The sequence below is a fragment of the Shewanella putrefaciens genome (assembly GCF_016406305.1).
GTDB lineage: Bacteria > Pseudomonadota > Gammaproteobacteria > Enterobacterales > Shewanellaceae > Shewanella > Shewanella putrefaciens_C.
The window spans coordinates 1,807,096-1,830,938 of sequence record NZ_CP066369.1; the positions used below are offsets into that span (position 1 = coordinate 1,807,096).

20 protein-coding genes and 10 tRNA genes are annotated in these 23,843 nt (G+C 46.3%); 22 read left to right on the plus strand and 8 right to left on the minus strand.

Annotated elements, in window-relative coordinates:
* Window positions 1–234 precede the first annotated feature (234 nt).
* The 3 genes from JFT56_RS07755 to purM form a co-directional block, all read right to left on the minus strand.
* Entirely contained in the window at window positions 235–981 is a 747-nt protein-coding gene (locus tag JFT56_RS07755) for an HAD-IIA family hydrolase (protein WP_198783085.1), read from the minus strand.
* Window positions 982–1,138: 157 nt separating this feature from the next.
* Complete coding sequence (gene purN / locus JFT56_RS07760; protein WP_198783086.1) at window positions 1,139–1,783, minus strand: phosphoribosylglycinamide formyltransferase; 645 nt, start codon at window positions 1,781–1,783, stop codon at window positions 1,139–1,141.
* Window positions 1,783–2,820, minus strand: a complete 1,038-nt coding sequence (gene purM, locus JFT56_RS07765) for a phosphoribosylformylglycinamidine cyclo-ligase (RefSeq protein WP_198783087.1) — start codon at window positions 2,818–2,820, stop codon at window positions 1,783–1,785. Before purM ends, purN begins: the two co-directional genes overlap by 1 nt.
* 326 nt (window positions 2,821–3,146) lie before the next feature.
* On the opposite strand from purM, the gene upp reads away from it, so the two are divergent.
* Window positions 3,147–3,773 carry a uracil phosphoribosyltransferase gene (gene upp, locus JFT56_RS07770; RefSeq protein ID WP_198783088.1) on the plus strand — a complete coding sequence of 209 codons (627 nt, stop codon included), beginning with the start codon at window positions 3,147–3,149 and terminating at the stop codon, window positions 3,771–3,773.
* Window positions 3,774–4,014: 241 nt separating this feature from the next.
* Window positions 4,015–4,986, plus strand: a complete 972-nt coding sequence (locus tag JFT56_RS07775) for a hypothetical protein (protein WP_198783089.1) — start codon at window positions 4,015–4,017, stop codon at window positions 4,984–4,986.
* Between the two features lie 172 nt (window positions 4,987–5,158).
* Here the strand turns inward: JFT56_RS07775 and JFT56_RS07780 are convergent, their stop codons facing one another.
* A complete protein-coding gene (locus JFT56_RS07780; protein ID WP_198783090.1) occupies window positions 5,159–6,478 on the minus strand; it encodes a Na+/H+ antiporter family protein in 1,320 nt (439 codons plus the stop codon).
* Window positions 6,479–6,864: 386 nt separating this feature from the next.
* On the opposite strand from JFT56_RS07780, the gene JFT56_RS07785 reads away from it, so the two are divergent.
* A complete protein-coding gene (locus JFT56_RS07785; RefSeq protein ID WP_198783091.1) occupies window positions 6,865–7,470 on the plus strand; it encodes a peroxiredoxin C in 606 nt (201 codons plus the stop codon).
* A gap of 176 nt (window positions 7,471–7,646) precedes the next feature.
* Window positions 7,647–7,737: transfer RNA gene (locus JFT56_RS07790), tRNA-Ser, on the plus strand.
* Window positions 7,738–7,992: 255 nt separating this feature from the next.
* Here JFT56_RS07790 and rnt read toward each other — a convergent pair.
* Complete coding sequence (gene rnt / locus JFT56_RS07795) at window positions 7,993–8,667, minus strand: ribonuclease T (protein WP_198783092.1); 675 nt, start codon at window positions 8,665–8,667, stop codon at window positions 7,993–7,995.
* Between the two features lie 142 nt (window positions 8,668–8,809).
* Between rnt and motY the strand changes: the two genes are divergently transcribed.
* The 18 genes from motY to JFT56_RS07885 all read left to right on the plus strand — a co-directional run bounded on the left by motY (window position 8,810) and on the right by JFT56_RS07885 (window position 19,233).
* Window positions 8,810–9,679, plus strand: coding sequence for a flagellar protein MotY (gene motY, locus JFT56_RS07800; RefSeq protein ID WP_198783093.1), 870 nt, complete (start codon window positions 8,810–8,812; stop codon window positions 9,677–9,679).
* 762 nt (window positions 9,680–10,441) lie between these two features.
* Entirely contained in the window at window positions 10,442–12,622 is a 2,181-nt protein-coding gene (locus tag JFT56_RS07805) for a prolyl oligopeptidase family serine peptidase (protein ID WP_198783094.1), read from the plus strand.
* Window positions 12,623–12,792: 170 nt separating this feature from the next.
* The gene (ybgC, locus tag JFT56_RS07810; protein ID WP_198783095.1) at window positions 12,793–13,194 is read left to right on the plus strand and encodes a tol-pal system-associated acyl-CoA thioesterase; all 402 of its coding nucleotides are present in this window, start codon (window positions 12,793–12,795) and stop codon (window positions 13,192–13,194) included.
* Entirely contained in the window at window positions 13,184–13,870 is a 687-nt protein-coding gene (gene tolQ / locus JFT56_RS07815) for a protein TolQ (protein ID WP_028760350.1), read from the plus strand. Before ybgC ends, tolQ begins: the two co-directional genes overlap by 11 nt.
* Window positions 13,870–14,304 carry a protein TolR gene (gene tolR / locus JFT56_RS07820; protein WP_198783096.1) on the plus strand — a complete coding sequence of 145 codons (435 nt, stop codon included), beginning with the start codon at window positions 13,870–13,872 and terminating at the stop codon, window positions 14,302–14,304. The genes tolQ and tolR overlap by 1 nt, the downstream gene beginning before the upstream one ends.
* Window positions 14,305–15,288 carry a cell envelope integrity protein TolA gene (gene tolA, locus JFT56_RS07825; RefSeq protein ID WP_198783097.1) on the plus strand — a complete coding sequence of 328 codons (984 nt, stop codon included), beginning with the start codon at window positions 14,305–14,307 and terminating at the stop codon, window positions 15,286–15,288.
* A gap of 9 nt (window positions 15,289–15,297) precedes the next feature.
* Window positions 15,298–16,626: a Tol-Pal system beta propeller repeat protein TolB gene (gene tolB, locus JFT56_RS07830; RefSeq protein ID WP_198783098.1), complete on the plus strand. Its 1,329-nt coding sequence runs from the start codon at window positions 15,298–15,300 to the stop codon at window positions 16,624–16,626.
* 46 nt (window positions 16,627–16,672) lie between these two features.
* Window positions 16,673–17,206: a peptidoglycan-associated lipoprotein Pal gene (gene pal / locus JFT56_RS07835; protein ID WP_198783099.1), complete on the plus strand. Its 534-nt coding sequence runs from the start codon at window positions 16,673–16,675 to the stop codon at window positions 17,204–17,206.
* Window positions 17,207–17,230: 24 nt separating this feature from the next.
* Entirely contained in the window at window positions 17,231–17,980 is a 750-nt protein-coding gene (gene ybgF, locus JFT56_RS07840; protein ID WP_198783100.1) for a tol-pal system protein YbgF, read from the plus strand.
* Between the two features lie 142 nt (window positions 17,981–18,122).
* Window positions 18,123–18,198 (plus strand) — tRNA-Lys (locus tag JFT56_RS07845).
* A gap of 54 nt (window positions 18,199–18,252) precedes the next feature.
* Window positions 18,253–18,328, plus strand: a tRNA-Lys gene (locus tag JFT56_RS07850).
* Between the two features lie 60 nt (window positions 18,329–18,388).
* Window positions 18,389–18,479: transfer RNA gene (locus JFT56_RS07855), tRNA-Lys, on the plus strand.
* 37 nt (window positions 18,480–18,516) lie between these two features.
* Window positions 18,517–18,607, plus strand: a tRNA-Lys gene (locus JFT56_RS07860).
* A 37-nt stretch (window positions 18,608–18,644) separates the two neighbouring features.
* Window positions 18,645–18,720: transfer RNA gene (locus JFT56_RS07865), tRNA-Lys, on the plus strand.
* A gap of 37 nt (window positions 18,721–18,757) precedes the next feature.
* Window positions 18,758–18,833: transfer RNA gene (locus tag JFT56_RS07870), tRNA-Lys, on the plus strand.
* 57 nt (window positions 18,834–18,890) lie between these two features.
* Window positions 18,891–18,966: transfer RNA gene (locus tag JFT56_RS07875), tRNA-Lys, on the plus strand.
* 58 nt (window positions 18,967–19,024) lie between these two features.
* Window positions 19,025–19,100 (plus strand) — tRNA-Lys (locus JFT56_RS07880).
* 57 nt (window positions 19,101–19,157) lie between these two features.
* Window positions 19,158–19,233 (plus strand) — tRNA-Lys (locus tag JFT56_RS07885).
* Window positions 19,234–19,425: 192 nt separating this feature from the next.
* On the opposite strand, the gene JFT56_RS07890 is transcribed toward JFT56_RS07885, so the two are convergent.
* The 3 genes from JFT56_RS07890 to acs form a co-directional block, all read right to left on the minus strand.
* Window positions 19,426–19,686, minus strand: a complete 261-nt coding sequence (locus tag JFT56_RS07890) for a GrxA family glutaredoxin (protein ID WP_014610774.1) — start codon at window positions 19,684–19,686, stop codon at window positions 19,426–19,428.
* A gap of 60 nt (window positions 19,687–19,746) precedes the next feature.
* Window positions 19,747–21,501 carry a DEAD/DEAH box helicase gene (locus JFT56_RS07895; RefSeq protein ID WP_198783101.1) on the minus strand — a complete coding sequence of 585 codons (1,755 nt, stop codon included), beginning with the start codon at window positions 21,499–21,501 and terminating at the stop codon, window positions 19,747–19,749.
* A 250-nt stretch (window positions 21,502–21,751) separates the two neighbouring features.
* Window positions 21,752–23,704 (minus strand): acetate--CoA ligase, encoded by a 1,953-nt coding sequence (gene acs, locus JFT56_RS07900; RefSeq protein ID WP_198783102.1) that lies wholly within the window; start codon window positions 23,702–23,704, stop codon window positions 21,752–21,754.
* Between the last annotated feature and the right edge of the window lie 139 nt (window positions 23,705–23,843).

Sequence of the window (23,843 nt, forward strand, 5' to 3'; positions counted from 1 at the left end):
GTTTTACAATGAGGTTTGTGATGCCGTTCTAGAGGTGTTACTAGCCACTTCATCCAAAATTGGAATTTGACATTATCGCAGCTTTTAATCCACTTTAAGGGGCGCTTAGAAAACCATATCGATCTGTGAAATTAACCTGACACAGAATTCTGAACAGCTTCTATTTAGTTTATATTGCCCAGCGCCGTAAGCACTGGGCACACATTGGCAAATGAGCTTAATTAAAATGAAGATTTAAACAACGTCTATATCACCCGCGCAGGCAAATACATGGTTTGGGCGGAACGGTTCTTTGTCTATATCTTCAAGTTTACTCACGCCACTGGTGACTAGAATGGTTTCAAGCCCTGCTTGGAAGCCCGCTAAAATATCGGTGCGCATATTGTCGCCTATGATGACGGTATTTTCAGAGTGGCCATCGATATGATTAAGCGCCGAGCGAATAATCCATGCGCTTGGCTTGCCTACATAGAAAGGTTTTCTACCAGTTATACGTTCAATGGGTGAGCACAGTGCGCCGCAGGCCGGGCTGTAGGCTGGGCCGTGGGTGTCGGGGTTAGTGGCAATAAAACGCGCGCCGCGGGCGACAAACCCTGCTGCCTTATGGATCATATCCCAGTTGTAGGAGCGGGTTTCACCGACAATCACAAAGTCGGGGTTGATATCGGTAATGGTAAAACCCGCTTTGTAGAGTTCATGGGTGAGGGCGCCTTCACCTATCACAAAGGCTTTACTGCCCTCTTGGTGTTTTAAAAAATCAGCGGTGGCCATGGCGGAGGTGTAAAAGCATTCTTCAGGAATATCTATCCCGGCGGCGCTTAAACGGTTTTGCAGATCCTTACCCGTTTGTACCGGGTAGTTCGTTAGGATCACTAGAGGATTGCCTTGGGCTAAAATGCGCTGGATAAATTTGTCGCTGCCGGGGATAAGTTTATTGTCGTGCAGTAGTACACCATCGATATCGCAGATAATATTTTTCATCTAAAGAGTCCCTTGTATGCCGAGCAAAATCATTTTTCGTTAAGTTATCTAATGCCACATTGCCCCAGAAAACAATGCTTTTGTAGAAAATAGTTAAAAAAATAGAGACCCTAAGGTCTCTATTGGTGATCTTGCTACGACTGGCGACTAAGTCATGTTAATCAGGCGCGTAACCGCTCGGGCCGATAGGATTACCATCGAGGTAAGCTTGGCCGTTTTGCATATTGAGGCGCTGATGGCTGAACCATTTTACCACCAGAGGATAAATGGCATGTTCTTGCTCATGCACGCGGGCGGCGAGCATTTCCGCCGTATCGTCCTCATAGACGGGGACTTTAGCCTGTAAGATCACCGGGCCTGCATCTAACTCTGGGGTGACAAAATGCACGCTGGCACCATGTTCACTCTCTTTGGCGTCAATGGCACGTTGATGGGTGTTTAAGCCAGTGTATTTAGGTAACAGTGACGGATGGATGTTGATCATTCGGCCTAGATAATGATTCACAAAATCATCGGTTAGAATGCGCATAAATCCTGCCAGTACGATTAAATCGGGCTGGTACTGTTCAATCACTGTCATTAAACGTGCATCGTATTCAGAGCGAGACTCACCTGGGTGAGCTATCACGCAGCTGGTATCAATTTCGCCGTGGTGGGCGCGCACTAGGCCATAGGCATCGGGTTTATTACTGATGACTCCGACAACTTCGGCCTGCAGATTATCGTCGCAACCGTCGATAATTGCTTGCAGGTTACTGCCATTTCCGGAAATTAATACTACTACACGACAGCGCTGGGGCATTACAGGATCTCCACTTGCTCTTCATTGCCTTCGCGTTCAGCGATAGCACCGATAAGCCAAGCCTGTTCGCCTTCGGCTGCGAGCAGTTCAAGGGCGGCATCGACTTTATCGGCAGGTAGCGCGACTATCATGCCAACACCACAGTTGAAGGTACGGTACATTTCATACTGCGCAATGTTGCCGTTTTCCATTAACCAACTGAAAACTGCAGGCCATTGCCATGAATCACCTTGGATAACCGCTTTGCAATTATCGGGCAGTACGCGGGGGATATTTTCCCAGAAGCCGCCGCCAGTAATGTGTGCCATGGCATGGACGTCTGATGCTGCGATCAGCTTCAGCAATGATTTTACGTAAATTTTGGTTGGTTCTAACAGATGTTGGATCAATGGCTTACCATTGAGATCCTGCTGAGGATCTGCTTGGCTCACTTCTAATACTTTACGTACTAAAGAGTAACCATTTGAATGGGGGCCGCTCGAGGCTAATGCGATAAGCGCATCACCCGCTGCCACTTTGCTACCATCAATGATGTCGGCTTTTTCAACCACGCCCACGCAGAAACCTGCTAGGTCGTAATCTTCACCTTCGTACATGCCTGGCATTTCAGCGGTTTCACCGCCAATTAATGCACAACCAGATTGAAAACAACCTTCGCCGATGCCGTTGACGACAGAGGTCGCCGTTTCAACATCTAGCTTACCCGTTGCGTAGTAATCGAGGAAAAACAGTGGCTCAGCGCCCTGAACGATTAAGTCGTTCACACACATGGCAACTAAATCTATGCCGACTGTGTCGTGTTTTTTATAGTCGATGGCTAAACGCAGTTTAGTGCCCACACCGTCGGTGCCAGAGACTAAAACAGGTTGTTTGTATTTAGTGGGGATTTCACACAGGGCGCCAAAACCACCTAAGTTGCCCATAACTTCTGGACGACGGGTACGTTTAACGGCAGCTTTAATGTTACTTACCAGTGCATTACCTGCATCGATATCAACGCCGGCATCTTTATAGCTCAGTGGGGTAGGAGTGCTCACGGAGGATCCTCTCGGGTACATCGTTATTGGATTTTATGCGGCGGTATTCTATCAGCTTGTGCTAGGGGTCGAAAGTCATGATTTAGATTTATCCCAATTGGCGAGCGATTTTTGCCTCGAATGGGGGATATTTCACTTTCGATGCCGTGGGATTGGTCACAAAACAGTAAATAGATGTGTGTATCTTAAGCAATAGGAAATTAATCTTGGGAGATTGCTCACGATTAGCTCGAATGACAAAACTTTATGTTTTACCTAATAAACAAATCAACTAGAATCTGAAAAATTTGCCTAAGATAATACGCGAACAAAAGTAGGAGAGAAAAATGAAAGTTGTCGAGGTTAAACATCCCTTAGTGCGTCACAAAATCGGCCTAATGCGCGAAGGTGACATTAGCACTAAACGTTTCCGTGAGCTAGCCGCTGAAGTGGGTAGTTTATTAACCTATGAAGCTACCGCAGATTTCGAAACTGAAACTGTTACGATTGAAGGTTGGAATGGCCCGGTTGAAGTCGACCAAATCAAAGGCAAAAAAGTCACTGTGGTGCCGATTTTACGTGCGGGCCTTGGCATGATGGACGGCGTACTTGAGCATATTCCCAGTGCGCGTATCTCAGTTGTCGGTATTTACCGTGACGAAGAAACCCTTGAGCCAGTCCCTTATTTTGAAAAGTTAGCCAGTGATCTGAATGAGCGTATTGCGCTTGTTGTCGACCCTATGCTCGCAACGGGCGGCTCTATGATTGCGACCGTGGATTTATTGAAAAAACGCGGTTGTACTTCAATCAAAGCCTTAGTATTAGTGGCTGCGCCTGAGGGGATTAAAGCCCTAGAAGCGGCGCATCCTGATATCGAGTTATACACCGCCGCTATCGATAAATGCTTAAACGAGAAAGGTTATATCCTGCCAGGTCTTGGCGATGCGGGCGATAAAATCTTTGGTACTAAATAACGCTAAAGTGACCGTTAATGCTCGGGTTGAGCATCATTAAACGAGATCTTATTCGAACCTTCAAAAAGCGAGTACTGCGAACTGAGTACTCGCTTTTTTGTTGCTAAGTCAGTTATGAAGTACGAAGGGTGAATAATATCGTGCAGCCTGACGTTATCTAGCTTGACGGACTGGAAAAGCTAACCGAAAATCAATTGCATAGTGGTTAATTCATCAACTGCAGTGGACTAATTTATAAGCTATGGTCAAATGTAAACAGCTGTTTTACAGGATTTTCAATGGCATATTTATTCACTGCGCTTTGATGATCGCCTGCGTGGTGGATCCGCTGCCGGTAGAAGCGAACACTTTAGTGGAGGCTCGTTTACAAGAGCGAGCCAATGCGGCTTTGGGAGTGATGAGTTTTGCATTGACTCCTGATGTGACAACGGGTTCGCTTTCATTGAGTAATGCTCCGGAAAACAATCCTGATCTCGCAATGACCACGCTGGGCGGTGGCGCAACCCTGAGTCAAGACGTCCCGCTCTACTTTGAAGGGACGATAGGCTACAGTCGCTACGACCCGACTTTTATCGTCAGTGATGGGGAAACCGAAAAACTGCTGCCCACGAAATGGAACAGCATCGCATTGACTGGCGGTATTGGCTGGGATTTCCCCATCGTCGAGGATTTGAAATTTCGGCCTGTGTTCAATTTCTCCTTTGGCCGTGTCTCGAGCGACTTAAAGGTTGCCAGCTCTGCAATTGAATTCAAAAGTGGTGATGAACTTGAGTTCCTCGATAATGGTAGCCTAGACGCGTATGGCCTAGGTGGTTCAGCGGTTCTCGATTACGAACACTACCGCGCAGACTATGAAATCGATGTTGAGTTTCGTTACACCCATATTCAATTAAACAGCTTTGGAGATACCCCCGAAGTCTTACAGGGCAGTGTTAATGCCCAATTATTGAGCCTGTGGTCTCGTTGGCGTGCCCCGACGGGAGTAACACTGTTAGATAAACCCCTGCGCTATGTGCTTGAGTGTGCCCGCACAGAATATCTTGGTGATATGCGCGGAGCATTAGGCTTTAACGCTCTCAATTCACTCGGTGCTGGCCTAGAGCTCGACTCCAGCCAATATGGCATTATCATTACCCGAACACGCTTAGTATTGCGTTATCAATTTGGTGAGCATGTGCAAGGTACTTCAGTCGGGATAGCGGTGAGTTTTTAGCCTAGTGAAGGTCAGATATTTTCCCCCAAACGGTAAAAAAAGCAGAGACATCTTTTGGTTGTCTCTGCATTCTCTACGAGCTAAGTAACTGAAAATTCAGCGCCATTTAACTTCAATACGACTTAACATCCAGTTCAAACTACAATCAAAATCCAATGTTCTTCATTCGTATTTACAGCACCATGGCCGCAATCCAGCCAAATACTAACAGTGGAATATTGTAGTGAATAAAGGTGGGGATCACGCTGTCACGGATGTGATCATGTTGGCCATCGGCATTTAAACCTGCTGTGGGGCCTAAGGTGGAATCCGATGCTGGCGATCCCGCATCACCCAGCGCCGCGGCCGTGCCGACTAAGGCGATTGTTGCCGCTACCGAAAAGCCAAAACTTAATGCCAGTGGTACATAAATCGTCGCGATAATTGGAATGGTGGAGAAAGACGAGCCAATTCCCATAGTGATCAGTAGACCAACCAATAGCATTAAGAAGGCGGCGAGGGCTTTATTATCGCCAATGATATCGCTCAGTGAGGCGACGAGCGTAGCCACTTCACCGGTTTCTTTGACTACGGCGGCAAAGCCTGCGGCGGAAATCATGATAAAGCCGATATTGGCCATCATACGTACACCTTGGTTAAAAATATCTTGGTCTGCAACGTGCTTTAAGGCACCCGAGAAACTGAAAATCATAAAGCCGACTAAGGCGCCAAAAATCATTGAGTCGGTTTCGAGTTGTACGACTAAGGTGGCTAAGATTGCCAGTGCGGCAATGATGATATTGCGTTTGTTGAGGTTTTCTTCGGGCTCAGCAACCAGCACTTTGGCCTCGTCGTAGGTCCGAGGTTTGCGGTAACTGATAAATACCGCTGTGATTAATCCCACGACCATACCCGCAGCAGGGATTAACATGGCTGGTGGAATTTGCTCGCGTGCAGCGGCTAAGCCATTGCTGGTTAAGTTCGACAGCAAAATATCATTTAAGAAGATACCACCAAACCCAATCGGTAAAATCATATAGGTGGTGACTAGGCCGAAGGTCAAAACGCAGGCGACTAAACGACGGTCGATGTTCAGTTTGGTCATTACATGCAAGAGGGGAGGCACTAAAATTGGAATAAAGGCGATATGGATTGGCAGAATATTCTGGGATGCCATCGACATTACCAGTAGCGATAGCAATAACAACCAGCGCACCCAGTTAGTATTAGTGCTATTCGGCTCTTGTCCAAGGCTACTAATGATGCTTCTAGAAATCAGCGTCGTTAAGCCTGAATGCGATAGTGCGACAGCGAAGGCGCCTAATAATGCATAACTGAGGGCGATTTGGGCGCCGCCACCTAAGCCCGTATTAAAGGCATCTATGGTTTGATGCAGATCCATTCCGCCCACCAGTCCCGCCACGAGGGCGCTGACGGTCAGGGCGATTACCACATTCACCCTAGCTAAACTGAGTGCTAACATTAAGCACACTGCAATAACGACTGCATTCATAGTCAATTTTCTTAATTCTGTAAGCCAAAGGCGGTATTTTTGACTGTAAAGACCATGTATGTCCAGTTTGCAGAAGCCTAATCTGGAAAATATCTGTAAATGTGAACATGCAGGGTTTTGTCTGTTAGTCGAATGTGGCTTGCTTCGCACACGGGATACGCAGATTGCTCTATCCTTAGTCAGGCAAAACGGAAATGCCCTTGAAAAATGTGATATTGGTCTTAAATAGGTTGTAAGGCACAGCACACGACTTATAATGCCTAAAGATTTGATTGGTAAGAACACCTTTAATTAGTAAGGATTTAACTCGACCTAGGTTGAAAAGACATACTGACTAAAGGGCATCTTGCCTTACACTTAGTTCAACTCATAGATGGAGATATAAAATGAGCGTATTAGTAGGCCGTCAGGCTCCTGATTTTACTGCTGCAGCTGTATTAGGTTCTGGCGAAATCGTAGATAGCTTCAACTTAACTGCCGCGATCAAAGGCAAGCCAGCGGTAGTATTTTTCTATCCACTTGACTTCACTTTCGTTTGCCCATCAGAGTTGATCGCTTTCGATCACCGTATGGAAGAGTTCACTAAGCGTGGTGTTGAAGTGATTGGTGTGTCTATCGACTCTCAATTCACCCACAATGCATGGCGCAACACTCCAGTTGAAAAGGGCGGCATTGGCCAAGTGAAATACACCTTAGTGGCTGACGTTAAGCACGACATCTGCAAAGCATACGATGTTGAGCACCCAGAAGCGGGTGTGGCTTTCCGTGGTTCATTCCTGATCGACAAAGAAGGTATGGTTCGCCATCAAGTCGTTAACGATCTGCCATTAGGTCGTAACGTCGATGAAATGCTACGTATGATCGACGCACTGCAATTCCACGAAGAGCACGGTGATGTTTGCCCAGCAGGTTGGGAAAAAGGCGACAAAGGTATGAACGCAAGCACTGAAGGCGTTGCGGCTTACCTTTCTGAAAACGCAAGCTCTCTGTAATCAGCGTTAGGTTTTAGAGATAAAAGCTGCCCTCGGGCAGCTTTTTTGTTTTAGGTCTGTTTTTGAGCGTTTATGCTGAAAATGAAGCGGAGTGAATAGGAAATCGCCAATCAATTCAATATACAACAAATTTAAGTTTACACAGGTATAAGAGATAGCTATTATCTCGCTCGTTCGGAGGGGTGGCAGAGTGGTTTAATGCACCGGTCTTGAAAACCGGCGTGGGTTTATAGCCCACCCAGGGTTCAAATCCCTGCTCCTCCGCCATATTAAGTCAAAAACGCCGCTAACCTGTTAGCGGCGTTTTTGCATTTGAGCCATTTGAACCCTTGGGGTCCTCATTCGAATGGCAGCTCCTCCGCCATATTTTACGGAAAAGCCATCAGAAATGATGGCTTTTTTGTTTAAAGAATTTGAACCCCCGGGTTCCTCATTCGAATGGCAGCTCCTTCGCCATATTCAGTTAAAAAGCCGCTAAGTAATTAGCGGCTTTTTGAGGATTTAGGGAGTTGCTTGGCGCGACTACCCGTTATCTGTTTCAGCCTTATTGTCTTGGTCGCCCTGGGATAGCAGGGGCCAACCACCTAGCACCTTCCAACGATTGACTATGTAGCAAAAGAGTTCCGCTGTGCGTTCGGTATCATATAGGGCGCTGTGAGCTTCCTTATTATCGAAGGGAATGCCTGCCATCATACATGCCTTAGCAAGCACAGTATGGCCAATGGCAAGTCCTGCCAATGTAGCGGTATCGAAGGTGGCAAAGGGATGAAAGGGTGAGCGTTTTAAGTCGCAGCGCTCAATGGCTTTACTCACAAATCCATGATCGAATGCGGCATTATGCGCCACTATGATGCTGCGATGGCAATCAGAGGCTTTTTGAGCTTTTTTTACCGCTTTAAAAATCTCTAAAAACGCTTCTTTTTCACTAACAGCGCCGCGTAATGGGTTGTTAGGGTCGATACCATTGAAGGCCAAGGCTTCAGGTTCTAAATTTGCCCCTTCAAATGGTTCTATATGAAAATGCAAGGTTTTATCTATTCCCAGTACTCCCTCGTCATCCATTTTTAACAGGGTGACGGCTATTTCAAGCAACGCATCGGTTTGAGAGTTGAAGCCCGCGGTTTCGACATCAATCACTACGGGAAAGTAGCCTCGAAATCGGTGTTTCAATTTGTTCGCGTCGCAAATGTCGCTCATTAAAGTACCCAAGAAAATTTACAGGGCGCTATTATGCTTAATGTGCTCGGGTGTGTCATGCTTGATTGGTGGTTTTATGAGCTAAAGGTACTAAAAAGTTTGCCGATAAAGCCATGTAACCGAATAAACATGAGTATAGGCAATGTGGCGAAAACTGATATTAGTATCAATTTTATGCGTTCCAGCAACTGCAATGGCAGAGTTGCGCCACTATGTGGCCTCTTTAGGTGAGTCCCAATGGCGAGTGAGTGAGAACACTCCTATTGTTTGCCGCCTCGAGCACGATATCCCCTCCTATGGTAAAGCGATTTTCACTAGCGAGGCGGGTAAGAAGCTCAATCTGAATTTTACCTTAGATATGTGGGTTAAACCCGATCAGGTCACCAATGCCACTTTGATGAGCCGTGCTCCCAAATGGCGTCCTGGTGTGGTTTCTAAGGAGATCACTTCACTGCGTTATCAAAAATATTTTAATGGTGAAGTGCCTAAACGTGCCGCATGGTCGATGCTGGCGGAGTTGAGTCGAGGCATGGAGCCGACCTTTTACTACGCCGATTGGTATAACGACGCCAATAAAATTGCAGTAGGGCTCTCCGCTGCAAACTTTGGTCGCAAATATGCTGAATTTAAGGCGTGTTTATCCCATTTATTGCCCTATAGCTTTGAAGATATCGCCTTTACTGTGCTGAATTATGACGAAGGTGGCACCGATTTAACGCGTTTTTCTAAGCAGCAGTTAGCTCGAGTTCAAGAATACCTGGCTTACGATCCTGAGGTTGAGTTAGTGCTGGTGGATGCGTATACCGATAGTTATGGCGGTCGCTCCGTAAACCAGAAAGTATCGGATAAGCGGGCTGAGTCAGTAAAAGAGTTCTTTGTTGCCAGCGGCATTCCCCAAGAGCGTATCGTTACAGAGGGACATGGTGAGCGTCGTCATGTGGCTTCTAACGATGATATGGAAGAAAGGGCGCTTAACCGCCGTGTGGTAATTCGGATCAGTAAGCCTATGTAGTGCGGGTTTAATTTTTATAATTCAAACTGCTAAGTTATTTTCAATGCCAAGTCATAGACTTGGCATTATCATTTCTACATATGATAGCGCCGCCCAATGGCAGTTAAGCTCAAATTTAATCGTATCAGCGAGTATTAGGATGATGAGTTTTTCTTATTTGTTCCGTTTGCGAGCAGGTAGTCGTTAAGCCGTTAAGACAAGTGCTGTGAGGCGAAGGCATAAATATTGATAGAGCTAAATCGATGCTTAAGCTAAGCAGGGTTGTGGCAAACTTTGAAATAGATAAAAAAAAGCCCGCTTAATCTAAGCGGGCCGCAAAAATAATGCATTTGCAATCAACAAATTGAAGGAAGGAAGTCAAGCATAAGAACCAGAGATGAACTGCCGTGTTGGGAACACACCAGTTTAAAAGTTCTTTGTTTTCCATATCTGCATGCAGATATCTGCTGAAAACGAGCACATTTTATGGTGAATGCTTTGGTAAAACAAACGAGAAAAATTGCCTATAAAGATTAGTAATTCTAATGGTTATTAAAGTGATCTATATCACTTAAGTCACTATTAACCTTGATTAATAAGTTATCAGTCATTATTAGTGCATAATAATACACTTCAATAGGCTTATCCTTGCTGCCAGTTTGTTAAATTCACCGTTCAAGTAAAAAATCGTCATATTAAACTACGTCATTGCCATGGGATTTTTTACTTGTATAGTACTTGCTGAAAAGGCCTTAAGCCCGAAACCACGAGAAGGATAATAAGATGGCATTCAGATTTCGCCTTGCAAAACAAGGTTTGTTAGTGGCTACATTGGGAATGGCACTCGGTGCCTGCCAAAGTGGCAATGCACCAGAAGATGCTGCGCAGCAAGTCAGCGCCAATAAATGGGTTTACCCCGAGACGAGAAAAGACGACTTGGTTGAAACTATTCATGGTGTGGCGGTGGCGGATCCTTATCGTCACCTCGAGGAAAACACTCCAGAAACGGAAAGTTGGGTCAAAGAGCAGCAAGCCTTTGGTCAAGCATATTTGGCGAAAATCCCCAATAAGCAAGCTGTGGTCGACCGTATCACAGAACTGTGGAATTACGAGAAAATTTCTGCCCCCTTCGAGAATGGCGATAATCAGTTTTACTATCGCAATGATGGCTTACAAGCCCAATCTGTACTCTATGTAAAAGGCAAGGATGGCGTTGAGAAACCCGTCTTGGACCCCAATAGCTTATCGGCCGATGGTACAGTGGCACTTTCTGGCGTATCGGTTAGTAATGACGGTAAAATTTTAGCTTATGGAGTCTCTAACTCGGGCTCTGACTGGCAGCAATGGCAGTTTATCGATATTGCGACGGGTAAGAAGCTTGGCGATGAACTGAAATGGATTAAGTTCTCCAGTGCGGTATGGGATAAAGAAAACCAAGGTGTGTTTTATGCCCGTTATGATGCCCCTGCCGGTGGGGATGTCTTAGCCGATGTCAATTTTAATCAAAAAGTGTATTACCATAAATTAGGCACAGATCAGCGCCAAGATTTATTGATTTATGAGCGCCCACAGAATAAAGATTGGGGTTTTGGCATTGATGTCTCCGAGAAGGGTGAATATTTATTATTATCGATTTCTCAAGGTACAGATAAGCGCAATCGTTTCTTCTATAAATCCTTATTTGAGCCTAAATCGCAAGTGGTGGAATTGATCCTCAACTTAGAAGCTGAATATGAGTTTTTAGGTAATGATGGTGCGGTTTTCTATTTTAAAACCGATTTAGACGCGCCAAACGGTAAAGTGATTGCAATTGATACCCGCAATAGTGATAAATCCCAATGGCAAACCATTATTCCCGAGTCTAAAGATCCGATTAATAATGTTGCCATGATTAATGATCATTTAGTCGTGAGCTATTTGCACGATGTACTGGGACAATTATCGATTTTCAGTATGGGCGGGCAGAAGCGTCAGGACGTGGCATTACCAGGTTTGGGCAATGTGGCGGGGCCCTTTGGTAAGGCGAGCAAGGACTATTTCTACTATGTCTTTAACAGCTATATTCAACCCGAAACTACCTATAAGTTTGACTTTAAGACTTCAGAGTCAACGGTGTTTGCTAAACCTCAGGTGTCCTTCAACCCCGATGATTATGTATCTGAGCAAGTGTTCTATACCAGCAAAGACGGTACGCGCGTGCCTATGATGCTGTCCTATAAAAAGGGCTTAGTGAGAAATGGTCAAAATCCGACGCTGCTCTATGCCTATGGCGGCTTTGCGATTTCGATGACACCTCGCTTTAGCCCTGCCAACATTGCATGGTTAGATATGGGGGGCATTTATGCCGTTCCAAGCCTACGTGGTGGCGCCGATTACGGTGAAAGCTGGCACCAAGCGGGGATGTTCGACAAAAAACAAAATGTGTTCGATGACTATTTTGCCGCTGCCGAATATCTGGTGAACGAAAAATACACCAATAGCACTAAACTTGGCGCCTATGGTCGCAGTAACGGTGGTTTGCTGATGGGGGCTGCACTGACGCAACGTCCTGAGCTGTTTGCCGCCGTATTACCTGCGGTCGGTGTGCTCGATATGCTGCGCTTCCACAAGTTTACTATTGGCTGGGCTTGGACCAGCGAGTACGGCAGTGCCGATAAGGCAGAGCAATTCCCCGCATTGCTGGCCTATTCACCTTACCACAATGTCAAAGCACAGGCTTATCCTGCGACTATGGTGATGACCGCCGATCACGACGATCGCGTGGTGCCACTGCACAGTTTTAAGTTTGCCGCTATGATGCAAGAAAAGCAGCAGGGCGCAGCCCCTGTGATTATGCGTATTGAGTCTAATGCTGGCCACGGCGCCGGGAAGCCTACGGCGATGAAGATCGATGAATTTGCCGATATCTACAGTTTCCTTTGGCAAAGCTTTGGCCTCACATTGCCGCAAAGCCTCGCAAAATAGCGAACTATGTTAATGAAATGGGGTCGTTAGGCCCCATTGTTATTTACAAACCCCTCAATTGCGCGCAAACCCGTGCCATCCCTATCTATATCTTCGTTGGGTCATTCACAAGTCTTGTTTCCCTAGGTATAGTAAGCGTCAATTTTTCAACCAAAATTTGCTTATTCCAAATGACGTTTTATTGGCCCATTTCTGTCTATTACGAAGACACCGACGCTGGCGGTGTTGTCTACCATTCGAACTACCTCAACTTTTTCGAGCGTGCGCGAACCGAATGGTTAAAGGCGCTAGGCGTAAGTCAGACAGCACTGTTAGCCGATGATACTGCGTTTGTTGTTAAGCGGGCGGAACTCGATTTTAGAAAAGCCGCGCGTTTTGAACAGAACCTTATTGTAGAAACTAAGGTCATAGAGTTGAAAAAGGCCTCGTTGGTATTTCATCAACGTTTGGTTGATCATCAGGGAGACTGTTATTGTGAAGGCACTGTGCTGGTGGCCTGTGTTGCTTTATCACGTATGCGTCCCCGAGCTATTCCCTTAAATATTGTGCAGGAGTTTGACAGTGCAAGCTGATATGTCGATTGTTGGGTTATTTTTACAAGCCAGTTTATTAGTGAAATTTGTTATGTTCACTTTACTTTGCTTGTCGGTGATGTCTTGGACGGTGATTTTACAACGCCGTAGCTTACTGACATCCGCAAAAAGTAAATCGGCGAAGTTTGAAGACAAATTTTGGTCAGGTGTTGATTTAAACCGTTTGTATAAAGAATTATCATCCCGTCCAGATAATAGCGGTTTAGAGTCATTATTTGTGACTGGCTTTAAGGAATATTCACGCCTGAATAAATTAAATAGCAAAGTGCCCGATGCCGTCATGGATGGTACATCGCGTGCTATGCGTGTGACCTTGTCTCGCGAAATGGAAAAGTTAGAAGCTAACTTACCGTTATTAGCAACGATTGGTTCGACTAGCCCTTATATCGGTTTATTTGGTACGGTATGGGGGATTATGAACTCATTTATCGCTATTGGCTCGATGGAAAACGCGACCTTAGCTATGGTTGCCCCCGGTATTGCTGAAGCTTTGATTGCAACGGCTATGGGTCTGTTTGCTGCGATCCCTGCGGTTATCGCCTACAACCGTTTTTCGACTCAGGTCGATAAATTGGAAATGGCCTACGCCAACTTTATGGAAGAGTTCTCCAGCATCCTGCATCGCCAAGCATACAGTGAGAAGGAAGGGGCATAATGCAACCAGCTTATCAGCGCAAACGTCGTCGCCCCGTTGCCGAAATCAACGTGGTGCCGTATATCGACGTCATGCTAGTGCTGTTAATTATTTTTATGGTAACAGCGCCGATAGTCACCCAAGGGGTCAAAGTCGAGCTACCCCAAGGGGCGGCAGAAGTATTACCCTCGGACAGCAAACCGCCTGTGGTGGCATCCATTGATGGTGATGGTACTTATTACCTCAATAAAGGCGGCTCGACCAATATAGAAATGGATTTGGAAGAGTTGGCGACTGAAGTTGCTGCGATCATAGTGACTGAACCAGAGCGCCCTGTCGTAGTGAAGGCCGATAGAAATATTCCCTACGATAAAGTGATCCAGTTAATGGTGACTTTGCAAGGCGCTGGTGTGCCATCAGTCGGTTTGATGACGGATTCACCCAAGGAGAAATAGGTGGCGGATAATTCAAATCTTGCATTACCTCTGTCAATTTCAGCAGGTATTCATATTGGCGTGATAATTATTCTGGCCATTGGCATAGATTTCACCCATAAACCTGTGCAAGTGCAACAAGTTAGCGCTCCGGCAGTTCAAGCTGTTATGGTTGACCAACAGAAAGTGGCTAACCAGGTGGAAAAACTTAAGCAGGAAAAGCGCGAGACAGAGCGACGTGAGCGTGAGCGACAAGCAGAGCTTGAGCGTAAAGCGCAGGAGGCAAAGCAAGCTCGTGAGCGTGAACAAGCTCAGATTAAAAAACTAGAGCAAGAACGCAAACAGCAGGAAATTGAAACCCAAAAGGCAAATGAGGCCGCTAAAGTCGCGCAGGTGAAGCAGCAGGAAAAGGAAAAAGCGCAAAAGGCAGAAGCCGACCGCAAGCTGAAGGAACAGGAGCGTAAAGTAGCTGAAGAAGCAGCGCAAAAAGCGGCTGAAAAGCGTAAAGCCGAAGAAGCGGCTGTAGCCAAAGCTGAAACCGAGCGTAAGCAGAAGGAAGCCGAAGCCAAGGCAAAAGCCAAGGCCGATGCAGAAGCGAAAGCAAAAGCCGCAGCTAAGGCAAAAGCCGATGCAGAAGCTAAAGCCCGCGCCCAGCAGGAGCAGGAAATGGCCGACGCGTTAGCGGCTGAGCAGGCGGCGCTGTCACAAACCATGAATAAGCAGATGCAAAGCGAAGTCGGAAAATATACCGCCATGATCAAATCGACGATTCAGCGTAACTTAGTCGTAGATGAGTCGATGCGTGGTAAAAGCTGTAAAGTGTCAGTGCGTTTAGCTAACGACGGTTTTGTGATCAGCAGTCAAACGCAAGGTGGCGATCCTAATGTTTGCCGTGCGACCAAAGCGGCGATTCAAAAGGCAGGTAAATTGCCTGTATCTCCGGATCCTGCGGTTTATAACTTGATGAAAGAAATTAACTTAATCGTTGAACCAACGTTTAATTAAAGGAGTCCCATGAAAATTTTGGCAAAATGGTTAACATTGGTGGTACTGCTTTGTACCACCCCCGCAAAAGCGGCATTGGATATCGTGATCACTGAGGGTGTGGATGCGGCGCGTCCTATTGCCGTGATGCCTTTCGTATGGCAAGGCGCTGGCGCACCACCACAGGCGATTGCCGATGTTGTGATGTCAGATCTTGTGCGTAGCGGTACGTTTAAACCTTTAGATGAGTTAGGTTTTCCCCAACGTAATATCGGTACATTGGCTCAGTTCCAAGCGAATGCTTGGTCTAGCGTAGGGGCCGAAGCGTTAGTCTTAGGGTCAGTTAAACCCTATGGCACAGATCAGTTCCTTGTTAGCTTCGATTTAATCGACTTAGTAAAAGCACAAAACCAAGCACTGAAGGGGCCTGTGAGTGCAACTGAGTTTTTGATGGACAGTCGTCAAACTGTGATCTCTGCGGCTCAATTTCGCCAATATGGACATAGAATTAGCGACATCGTCTATGAAAAGTTAACGGGTATTCGTGGCGCATTTTTAACTCGCGTTTCCTATGTTGTAGTCAATCATACGCAGAAAGCACCATATCAGTTGATGATTGCCGATTATGATGGTTATAACGAGCAGATGTTACTCCGCTCACCCGAGCCGCTAATGTCTCCGACTTGGTCACCCGATGGCCGTCGTTTAGCCTATGTGAGTTTTGAGAACAAGAAAGCTGAGATCTTCGTTCAGGATCTATACACTCAAGTACGTACTAAAGTGAGTAGCTTCCCTGGCATTAACGGCGCTCCAGCGTTTTCCCCCGATGGTAAGTCTCTGGCGGTAACGCTATCCAAAGATGGTCAACCTGAGATCTACGTGATAGATATCGCGACTAAAGCCATCAAACGTATTACCAACCACTATGCAATTGATACTGAACCTTCTTGGTTTCCTGATGGTAAATCCTTGTTATTTACCTCTGAGCGCGGTGGTAAACCCCAGTTATATCGCGTAGATTTAAATTCAGGCAAAGTCACCCGTGAAACCTTTGAAGGTGAATGGAATTTGGGCGGTTCAATTACCCCTGATGGACGTAGCATGATTTTCGTCAATCGCACCAATGGTAAATTTAATATTGCGCGTATGGATCTGAATACGCGTTTTATGCAGGTGCTAACATCGACACGCTTGGATGAATCTCCCAGCGTGGCCCCTAATGGTACTATGGTGATTTATGGCACTACGTACCAAGGCAAGCAAGTTTTAGCAGCTGTTTCTACGGACGGACGTTTTAAAGCCAGATTACCGGCAGGTCAAGGTGAGGTGAAATCACCTTCTTGGTCTCCGTTTCTCTAATGTATTACCTTGATTTATTAACATTTAATTTTATAAGGAACACGTAATGGATCTGAACAAGTTGTTAAAAGCTATGTTGGTAGCACTTCCAATTATGGCTATTAGTGCATGTAGCTCAACTTCTGAATCAGAAACTGATGCAATGGGCTCAACAAACGGTTCTGGTAGCGAACTGAATGGTGGCGTTCAAACCGGTGGTGTTGGCGGTATGTTGTCACCAGAAGAGCAACAACGTCAGCAATTGGAAGAGTTGAGAAAAGAGCACATCATTTACTTCGACTTTGACCGCAGTGAAGTTCAAACCGAATTCGCCGCCGTATTAGAAGCCCACGGTACTTACTTAGTTGAACACCCAAGTGTGCGTGTGCTGATTGAAGGCCACGCCGATGAACGTGGTACTCCAGAGTACAACATCGCCCTAGGTGAGCGTCGTGCTAAAGCTGTGGCTAAATACCTTCAGGGTATGGGTGTACAACCAAGCCAAATGAGCATCGTGAGCTATGGTGAAGAGAAGCCACTAGACTTCTCTCGCACTGATGAAGGTTTTGGTAAAAACCGTCGCGCAGTTTTAGTTTACTAAGATTGAATTACGGAGAGTAACACCATGAAACGTGCCGTCTTAATTACGGCAATGTTCTTCGGCGCAGGAGCTGCAGTTGCAGCTCCTGCTCCTGTTGAAGACCTTGCTGGTGGTTCAGGTGATGACAGACTCGCTCGTTTAGAGCGCATAGTGAAATCGAGACAACAAAGCGAACTTGATATGCAGCGTCGTCTGGATACTCTGCAGCAGGAAGTTCTTGATTTACGTGGTTTAACCGAACAACAAAATTACCAAATAGAGCAGATGCAGCAACGCCAGCGTCAGCTTTACGATGAAATTGCCAATTTATCTTCTAAAGCTGCCACACCAGCCGCTGCAACCCCGACAACACCCGCTGCTGTCGCAGCTACCGCTAATGCGGCGGCAAGTAGCTTAAGTGAAACGGCAAGCTATGAGGGTGCCGTCAATCTAGTGTTGAAGGAGCGTAAGTATGATGATGCTATTCCAGCATTTCGTGCCTTCATCAAGCAATATCCCGATTCAGTCTATGCGGCAAATGCCAACTACTGGTTAGGACAACTACTATTTAATAAGAGTGAATTTGCGGAAGCGAAGCAAGCCTTTAATACTGTGGTGGTGCGTTTTAGCGACTCGAATAAACGTGGCGACAGTTTAGTGAAGCTTGGCATGATCGCCGAGAAAACGGGTGACAAAGCGGGTGCAACCCAATACTACCAACAAGTCGTGAAAGACTACGCAAACAGCGCAGCGGCACGGATCGCACAGCAGCAATTAGCCGCAATGAAAGCCTAATTAACTAAAAAACATACTCTTAGTCTGTTTTTCATGCAAACGACAAAAAATTGGGAATTTGCGCTTGCATGGGAAGATGAAAAAGGTATTATAGGCGCCCTCAGAGCGGCAAGGTCGTTCGGGGCGCAAAATACCAGTAAATGGGTCGTTAGCTCAGTCGGTAGAGCAGTTGGCTTTTAACCAATTGGTCGAAGGTTCGAATCCTTCACGACCCACCACTTACTCTAGTAAATAGAATAAGTTAGCGGTATTTGAAGTGTAGTAAATTAGTTGGGTCGTTAGCTCAGTCGGTAGAGCAGTTGGCTTTTAACCAATTGGTCGAAGGTTCGAATCCTTCACGACCCACCACTTATTATCAACATTACAAATGCCAATAATAAGTGAACCGTTTTATCGTAATACCTAAATGGGTCGTTAGCTCAGTCGCTTTTTTTATAAAGCTAGGGCAGTTGGCTTTTAACCAATCAGTCGAATGGTTCTAATCCTTCACGACACACCACTTTACTGAAAGTGCATAAATCAGCGCAACACCAGATGGGTCGTTAGCTCAGTCGCTTTCTTTATAAAGCTAGGGCAGTTGGCTTTTAACCAATCAGTCGAATGGTTCTAATCCTTCACGACACACCACTTTACTGAAAGTGCATAAATCAGCGCAACACCAGATGGGTCGTTAGCTCAGTCGGTAGAGCAGTTGGCTTTTAACCAATTGGTCGAAGGTTCGAATCCTTCACGACCCACCACTTTACTGAAAGTGCATAAATCAGCGCAACACCAGATGGGTCGTTAGCTCAGTCGGTAGAGCAGTTGGCTTTTAACCAATTGGTCGAAGGTTCGAATCCTTCACGACCCACCACTTATCAACGGTTAGGCTGTTGGCAAAGTAAAATTTAGAACATCGCAGTACCTAAATGGGTCGTTAGCTCAGTCGGTAGAGCAGTTGGCTTTTAACCAATTGGTCGAAGGTTCGAATCCTTCACGACCCACCACTTATCAACAGATTAAGATGTTGGATAAGTAAAATTTTGAACATCGCAGTACCTTAATGGGTCGTTAGCTCAGTCGGTAGAGCAGTTGGCTTTTAACCAATTGGTCGAAGGTTCGAATCCTTCACGACCCACCACTTATTAACGGTTAAGCTGTTAGATAAGTAAAGTTTTGAACATCGCAGTACCTAAATGGGTCGTTAGCTCAGTCGGTAGAGCAGTTGGCTTTTAACCAATTGGTCGAAGGTTCGAATCCTTCACGACCCACCACTTATTTCTTCAGTTGTATCTCTCTCGATTTTCCCCTGAATTTCCACGTTAAATTCCAATACTGAGTATCCAATTCTATACCTTCGTTTTACTTATTCCACTGCACATATTTTTCAAACATAATAGTGATAAAGACTAAAAAGGAGACCTTAGGTCTCCTTTTGCATTAAACGGATCACATATCTATGGCACTTAATCTAACAGATTGTTATCACGAACATATTGTTCGAAGTCTGTGCAGCCGCCTACGTGTTTTTCATCAACGAAAATTTGTGGAACGGTTTCTACTGGCTTACCCACTGTCTTTTCAAGATCTGCTTTAGAAATGCCTTCGGCATGGATATCGACATATCTAAATTTAAAGTCATCACGTTTTTCAACGAGCTGCTCAGACAGTTGTACCGCACGCACGCAATAAGGACAGCCGGGACGGCCAAAAATAACAACGAACATAATAGCTCCTTAGGATTACTTTATGGGTTTTATACCATAGGCACAGGTGAATTGATAATGTCAGATGTGTTTATTTTCAGTTTGATAGCGGCCTTGATAATCAAAATAGCTTTCGACTAAATCCCAGCCCTTTTTATGCTTTTTTAGCAGCAAGAGATCGGGTATGCGGAATTTATTCCCATCGCTGATTAACTCCGCCACCTTAGTGTACTTTTTCGGTTTTAATCCCGGCGTACGGCTATGGGGGAAAATAAACAGCGCATATAGCGCTCGCCACTGGGCTGGCGTTTGCAGCTTAAAACGCCGAATAAAGCTATTGCCATCGATATCAAGGTATTGGACCTTGAGATTGCCATCATCGTCAATAAGCAGCATATCTTGGCAGCGAAAGAGGTGATGATGCTGCTTATTCAACACTTGCTTAAGGCGTTTGTCGGGGTCGATTAATGTGGACTGGCAATGCTGACAAATACGCGCAGCGATATCATTTTCTTCACCGCAATCAGGGCAAGATTTAGCGCGAAATCGAAAATCACACTGCCGCTTCTGATCTTGGACCTCGACTATACCCTGACAGCGGCGACCATAGTGTTCAATAATGTCGCCATCATCGTCGGTGAGTCCCCAGAATATATTGGCAAAATGACATACAGGGCAGTGAACTTGGACTGGAACCGATTTGCTGTTTGGCTTAACTTGGCCGACCTCGGGGAAATATAAATCATAGCCATTTGCCGCATAATCAATGACTAAACAGTCTTTTTTCCCTTCGCTTAATCTGAGTCCACGGCCAATCATTTGTTGAAACAAGCCCACTGAGGCCGTAGGACGCAATATGGCGATGAGATCGACATGGGGGGCATCAAAGCCTGTCGTCAGTACGGCTACGTTCACCAAAAATTTAAGCGCCTGCGTCTTAAACCGTTCGATTAAACTATCGCGCTCACTATCTGGGGTTTGCGCCGTCACTATGGCGCTCTGCTGGTGATGTTCCTTACACAGCAGGGCAAAAATTTCTTCGGCATGGCGCACTGTGGCCGCAAAGATAATAATGCCCCGACGATGATGACTCAGTTCTATCAGTTGTTTAACGATAGCCGTTGTCGCTCGCCCAGCATGGTCAAGCAAGTTATTGACTTGAGTTTCGGGATATTCGCCATTTTCATTGGGCTTAATGCGGCTGAAGTCGTATTGGGCACTCAGACCATCAAATAATGTTGGCGGTGTTAAGTAACCTTGTTTTATCAACGGCCTTAGCGGCAATTCAAAAATACACTGCTCAAATACGCCAAGTTCAGGGGAACCGACTTTACCGTGGTAATGCTGCTTATAAATCCAACCAGTGTCAAGGCGATAGGGGGTTGCCGTGAGGCCTAACAAGCGCAGCTGTGGATTGTGTTGGCGTAAATGTGTGAGCAGTTGTTGGTACTGACTGGTTTTTTCTAAGCTGACCCTGTGACATTCATCGATAATCACTAGGGAAAAAGCCCCATCAAATTGGGATAGCGCCCTTGCCGCCGATTGAATACTTGCAACCACGGTTTTTCCATCGCTGGCTTTTTGATTGAGCCCAGCGGCATAGATGCTGGCCTCGGTGGTGAGCAAGCCGACTTTCTGGGCGTTTTGTGCAACGAGTTCCTTCACATGGGTGAGCACTAGCACTCGCCCTTTAGCAATGCGTGCAAGTTCGGCGATCACTATGCTCTTACCTGCACCCGTAGGTAATACTAATACTGCAGAATCAGTGCTTTGCCTAAAATGGTTCAGGGCAGCATCGACCGCTTGCTGTTGATAGTCTCTCAGAGTGACTGACATGCTGGGTTTGATGGACACGCTGGCGAAAAATCTATGCTGAAGATGAGTGAGTTGCCAAGCTTAACATATAAGGTAAAAAAAATGCCCCTTGGTTGGAGGGGCAAGCTAGAGAAAGGGGCAATCGGCACTTTCTCAACAGGGTTGGTTAACTCAAGGTTACCCATGGAAATCGGCTGCGCTTAATCAATATGGTGAGCGATTAAGCGCAGAGTTTGTAAGCATAGAGTTTGTAAGCGTAGAGTTCGGCTGGTTACTCGGTACGATTCAAACGGGTTTCAATCAAGGTTTCGATCACCGCTGGATCGGCTAAAGTGGATGCATCACCTAAATTTGTCACCTCGTTTGCAGCAATCTTACGCAGGAAGCGGCGCATAATTTTGCCTGAACGTGTCTTAGGTAAACCGCTTGCCCATTGAATAAGATCCGGTGTCGCGAGAGCACCAATTTCTTTACGAACCCATTGGCGCAGTTCCTGACGCAGCTCTTCACTCTCTTCGGTGCCACGGGTTAACGTCACATAGGCATAAATACCTTGGCCTTTAATATCATGGGGATAACCCACAACGGCGGCTTCGGCGACCAGCTCGTGTGAAACAAGGGCGCTTTCAACTTCAGCGGTACCCAATCGGTGGCCAGAAACGTTAATTACGTCGTCCACTCGGCCTGTGATCCAGTAGTAACCGTCTTCATCTCGGCGGGCTCCGTCACCGGTAAAATACATACCGCGGAAGGTTTTAAAATAAGTCAGCACAAATCTGTCATGGTCACCATAAACAGTGCGCATTTGTCCTGGCCAAGAGTCGAGTAAGACTAAGTTGCCCTCAGTCGCTCCCTCTAAAATATTCCCCATATTGTCTACTAGGGCGGGTTGCACGCCAAAGAAAGGACGAGTCGCCGAGCCGGGTTTAGTGTCGGTGGCGCCGGGCAGCGGGGTGATCAAAATACCGCCAGTCTCTGTTTGCCACCAAGTATCGACGATAGGGCAATGTTCATGGCCAATGACTTCGTGATACCAGCGCCAAGCTTCAGGATTGATGGGTTCGCCGACCGATCCCATGATGCGCAAACTGCTGCCATCAAACTTGTCGAAGTGTTGTTTGCCCTCCGCCATTAATGCGCGGATAAGGGTGGGGGCGGTATACAGAATATTGACCTTATGGCGATCAATCATCTCGCCTAGGCGAGCAGGGCTTGGATGATTGGGTACGCCTTCATGAATAAGCACTGTGGCAGCATTGGCGAGTGGACCGTAGACCATGTAGGAATGCCCAGTGATCCAACCCACATCGGCGGTACACCAGTACACTTCGCCGGGCTTGTAGTCGAACACATATTCATGGGTCATAGAGGCGTATACCATGTAACCGCCTGTGGTGTGCAACACCCCTTTAGGATTACCGGTAGAGCCTGAGGTATAGAGTAGGAAGAGTGGGTCTTCTGCGCCCATTTCTTCTGCGGCGCAATGCTCAGATGCGGTTTCAACTAATGCATGCCACCAGACATCGCGGCCTTCAACCCAGTCAACTTTACCGCCAGTACGTTGCAGTACAATGACTTTTTCAACACTGGTCACATCGGGATGCTTAAGTGCATCATCGATATTACGTTTAAGTGGAATAGCACGGCCACCGCGCATCCCTTCATCGGAGGTGATGACTACCTTCGACTTACCATCGATAACGCGCGATGCGATAGAGTCTGGAGAGAAACCGCCAAAGACCACGGAGTGAACCGCGCCGATGCGGGCACAGGCCAACATTGCCACGGCGGCCTCTGGCACCATAGGCATATAAATGGTCACTATGTCACCACGGCGAACGCCTTGACTGCGAAGGGCATTGGCAAATTTACAGACTTGGGTATGCAGCTCCCCGTAGGTAATTTTACGTTGCTCGCTAGCGTTATCGCCTTCCCAAATGATGGCGACACGATCGCTGTGCTCACTCAGGTGGCGATCGAGACAGTTGGCGGAGGCGTTGAGCGTGCCATCGTAAAACCAGTTAATGGAAAGGTTATGGTCGTCGAAGGAGGTTTTTTTGATTTTAGTGTAAGGCTTTATCCAATCGATGCGCTTGCCCTGTTCCCTCCAGAAACCCTCTGGATTGACAATCGACTCTTGGTACATTTTTTTATATTGTTCGTTGTTTACAAGTGCATTGGCAGCGATATTGCCGGAGACTTTGTAGAGAGACTGCGAGCTCATAGGGCTTCCCTTTTGAAAAATTGCGTGGTCTGAGTATGGTATGCAAGGGGGAGATAACTCCATTAGACCTTGGTCTAGTTTTAAAATTTCCTTTATATTTAAGCTGTTGCAGTTGAAATTCTGGCTAGATTTCAGCCAC

Bases quoted from the DNA above. Each gene is read 5' to 3' on its own strand.
- JFT56_RS07755 (WP_198783085.1), bottom strand. From the start codon at position 981: ATGAAAAATATTATCTGCGATATCGATGGTGTACTACTGCACGACAAT.
- purN (WP_198783086.1), bottom strand. From the start codon at position 1,783: ATGCCCCAGCGCTGTCGTGTAGTAGTATTAATTTCCGGAAATGGCAGT.
- upp (WP_198783088.1), top strand. From the start codon at position 3,147: ATGAAAGTTGTCGAGGTTAAACATCCCTTAGTGCGTCACAAAATCGGC.
- JFT56_RS07775 (WP_198783089.1), top strand. From the start codon at position 4,015: ATGGTCAAATGTAAACAGCTGTTTTACAGGATTTTCAATGGCATATTT.
- JFT56_RS07780 (WP_198783090.1), bottom strand. From the start codon at position 6,478: ATGAATGCAGTCGTTATTGCAGTGTGCTTAATGTTAGCACTCAGTTTA.
- JFT56_RS07785 (WP_198783091.1), top strand. From the start codon at position 6,865: ATGAGCGTATTAGTAGGCCGTCAGGCTCCTGATTTTACTGCTGCAGCT.
- rnt (WP_198783092.1), bottom strand. From the start codon at position 8,667: ATGAGCGACATTTGCGACGCGAACAAATTGAAACACCGATTTCGAGGC.
- motY (WP_198783093.1), top strand. From the start codon at position 8,810: ATGTGGCGAAAACTGATATTAGTATCAATTTTATGCGTTCCAGCAACT.
- JFT56_RS07805 (WP_198783094.1), top strand. From the start codon at position 10,442: ATGGCATTCAGATTTCGCCTTGCAAAACAAGGTTTGTTAGTGGCTACA.
- ybgC (WP_198783095.1), top strand. From the start codon at position 12,793: ATGACGTTTTATTGGCCCATTTCTGTCTATTACGAAGACACCGACGCT.
- tolR (WP_198783096.1), top strand. From the start codon at position 13,870: ATGCAACCAGCTTATCAGCGCAAACGTCGTCGCCCCGTTGCCGAAATC.
- tolB (WP_198783098.1), top strand. From the start codon at position 15,298: ATGAAAATTTTGGCAAAATGGTTAACATTGGTGGTACTGCTTTGTACC.
- pal (WP_198783099.1), top strand. From the start codon at position 16,673: ATGGATCTGAACAAGTTGTTAAAAGCTATGTTGGTAGCACTTCCAATT.
- ybgF (WP_198783100.1), top strand. From the start codon at position 17,231: ATGAAACGTGCCGTCTTAATTACGGCAATGTTCTTCGGCGCAGGAGCT.
- JFT56_RS07890 (WP_014610774.1), bottom strand. From the start codon at position 19,686: ATGTTCGTTGTTATTTTTGGCCGTCCCGGCTGTCCTTATTGCGTGCGT.
- JFT56_RS07895 (WP_198783101.1), bottom strand. From the start codon at position 21,501: ATGTCAGTCACTCTGAGAGACTATCAACAGCAAGCGGTCGATGCTGCC.
- acs (WP_198783102.1), bottom strand. From the start codon at position 23,704: ATGAGCTCGCAGTCTCTCTACAAAGTCTCCGGCAATATCGCTGCCAAT.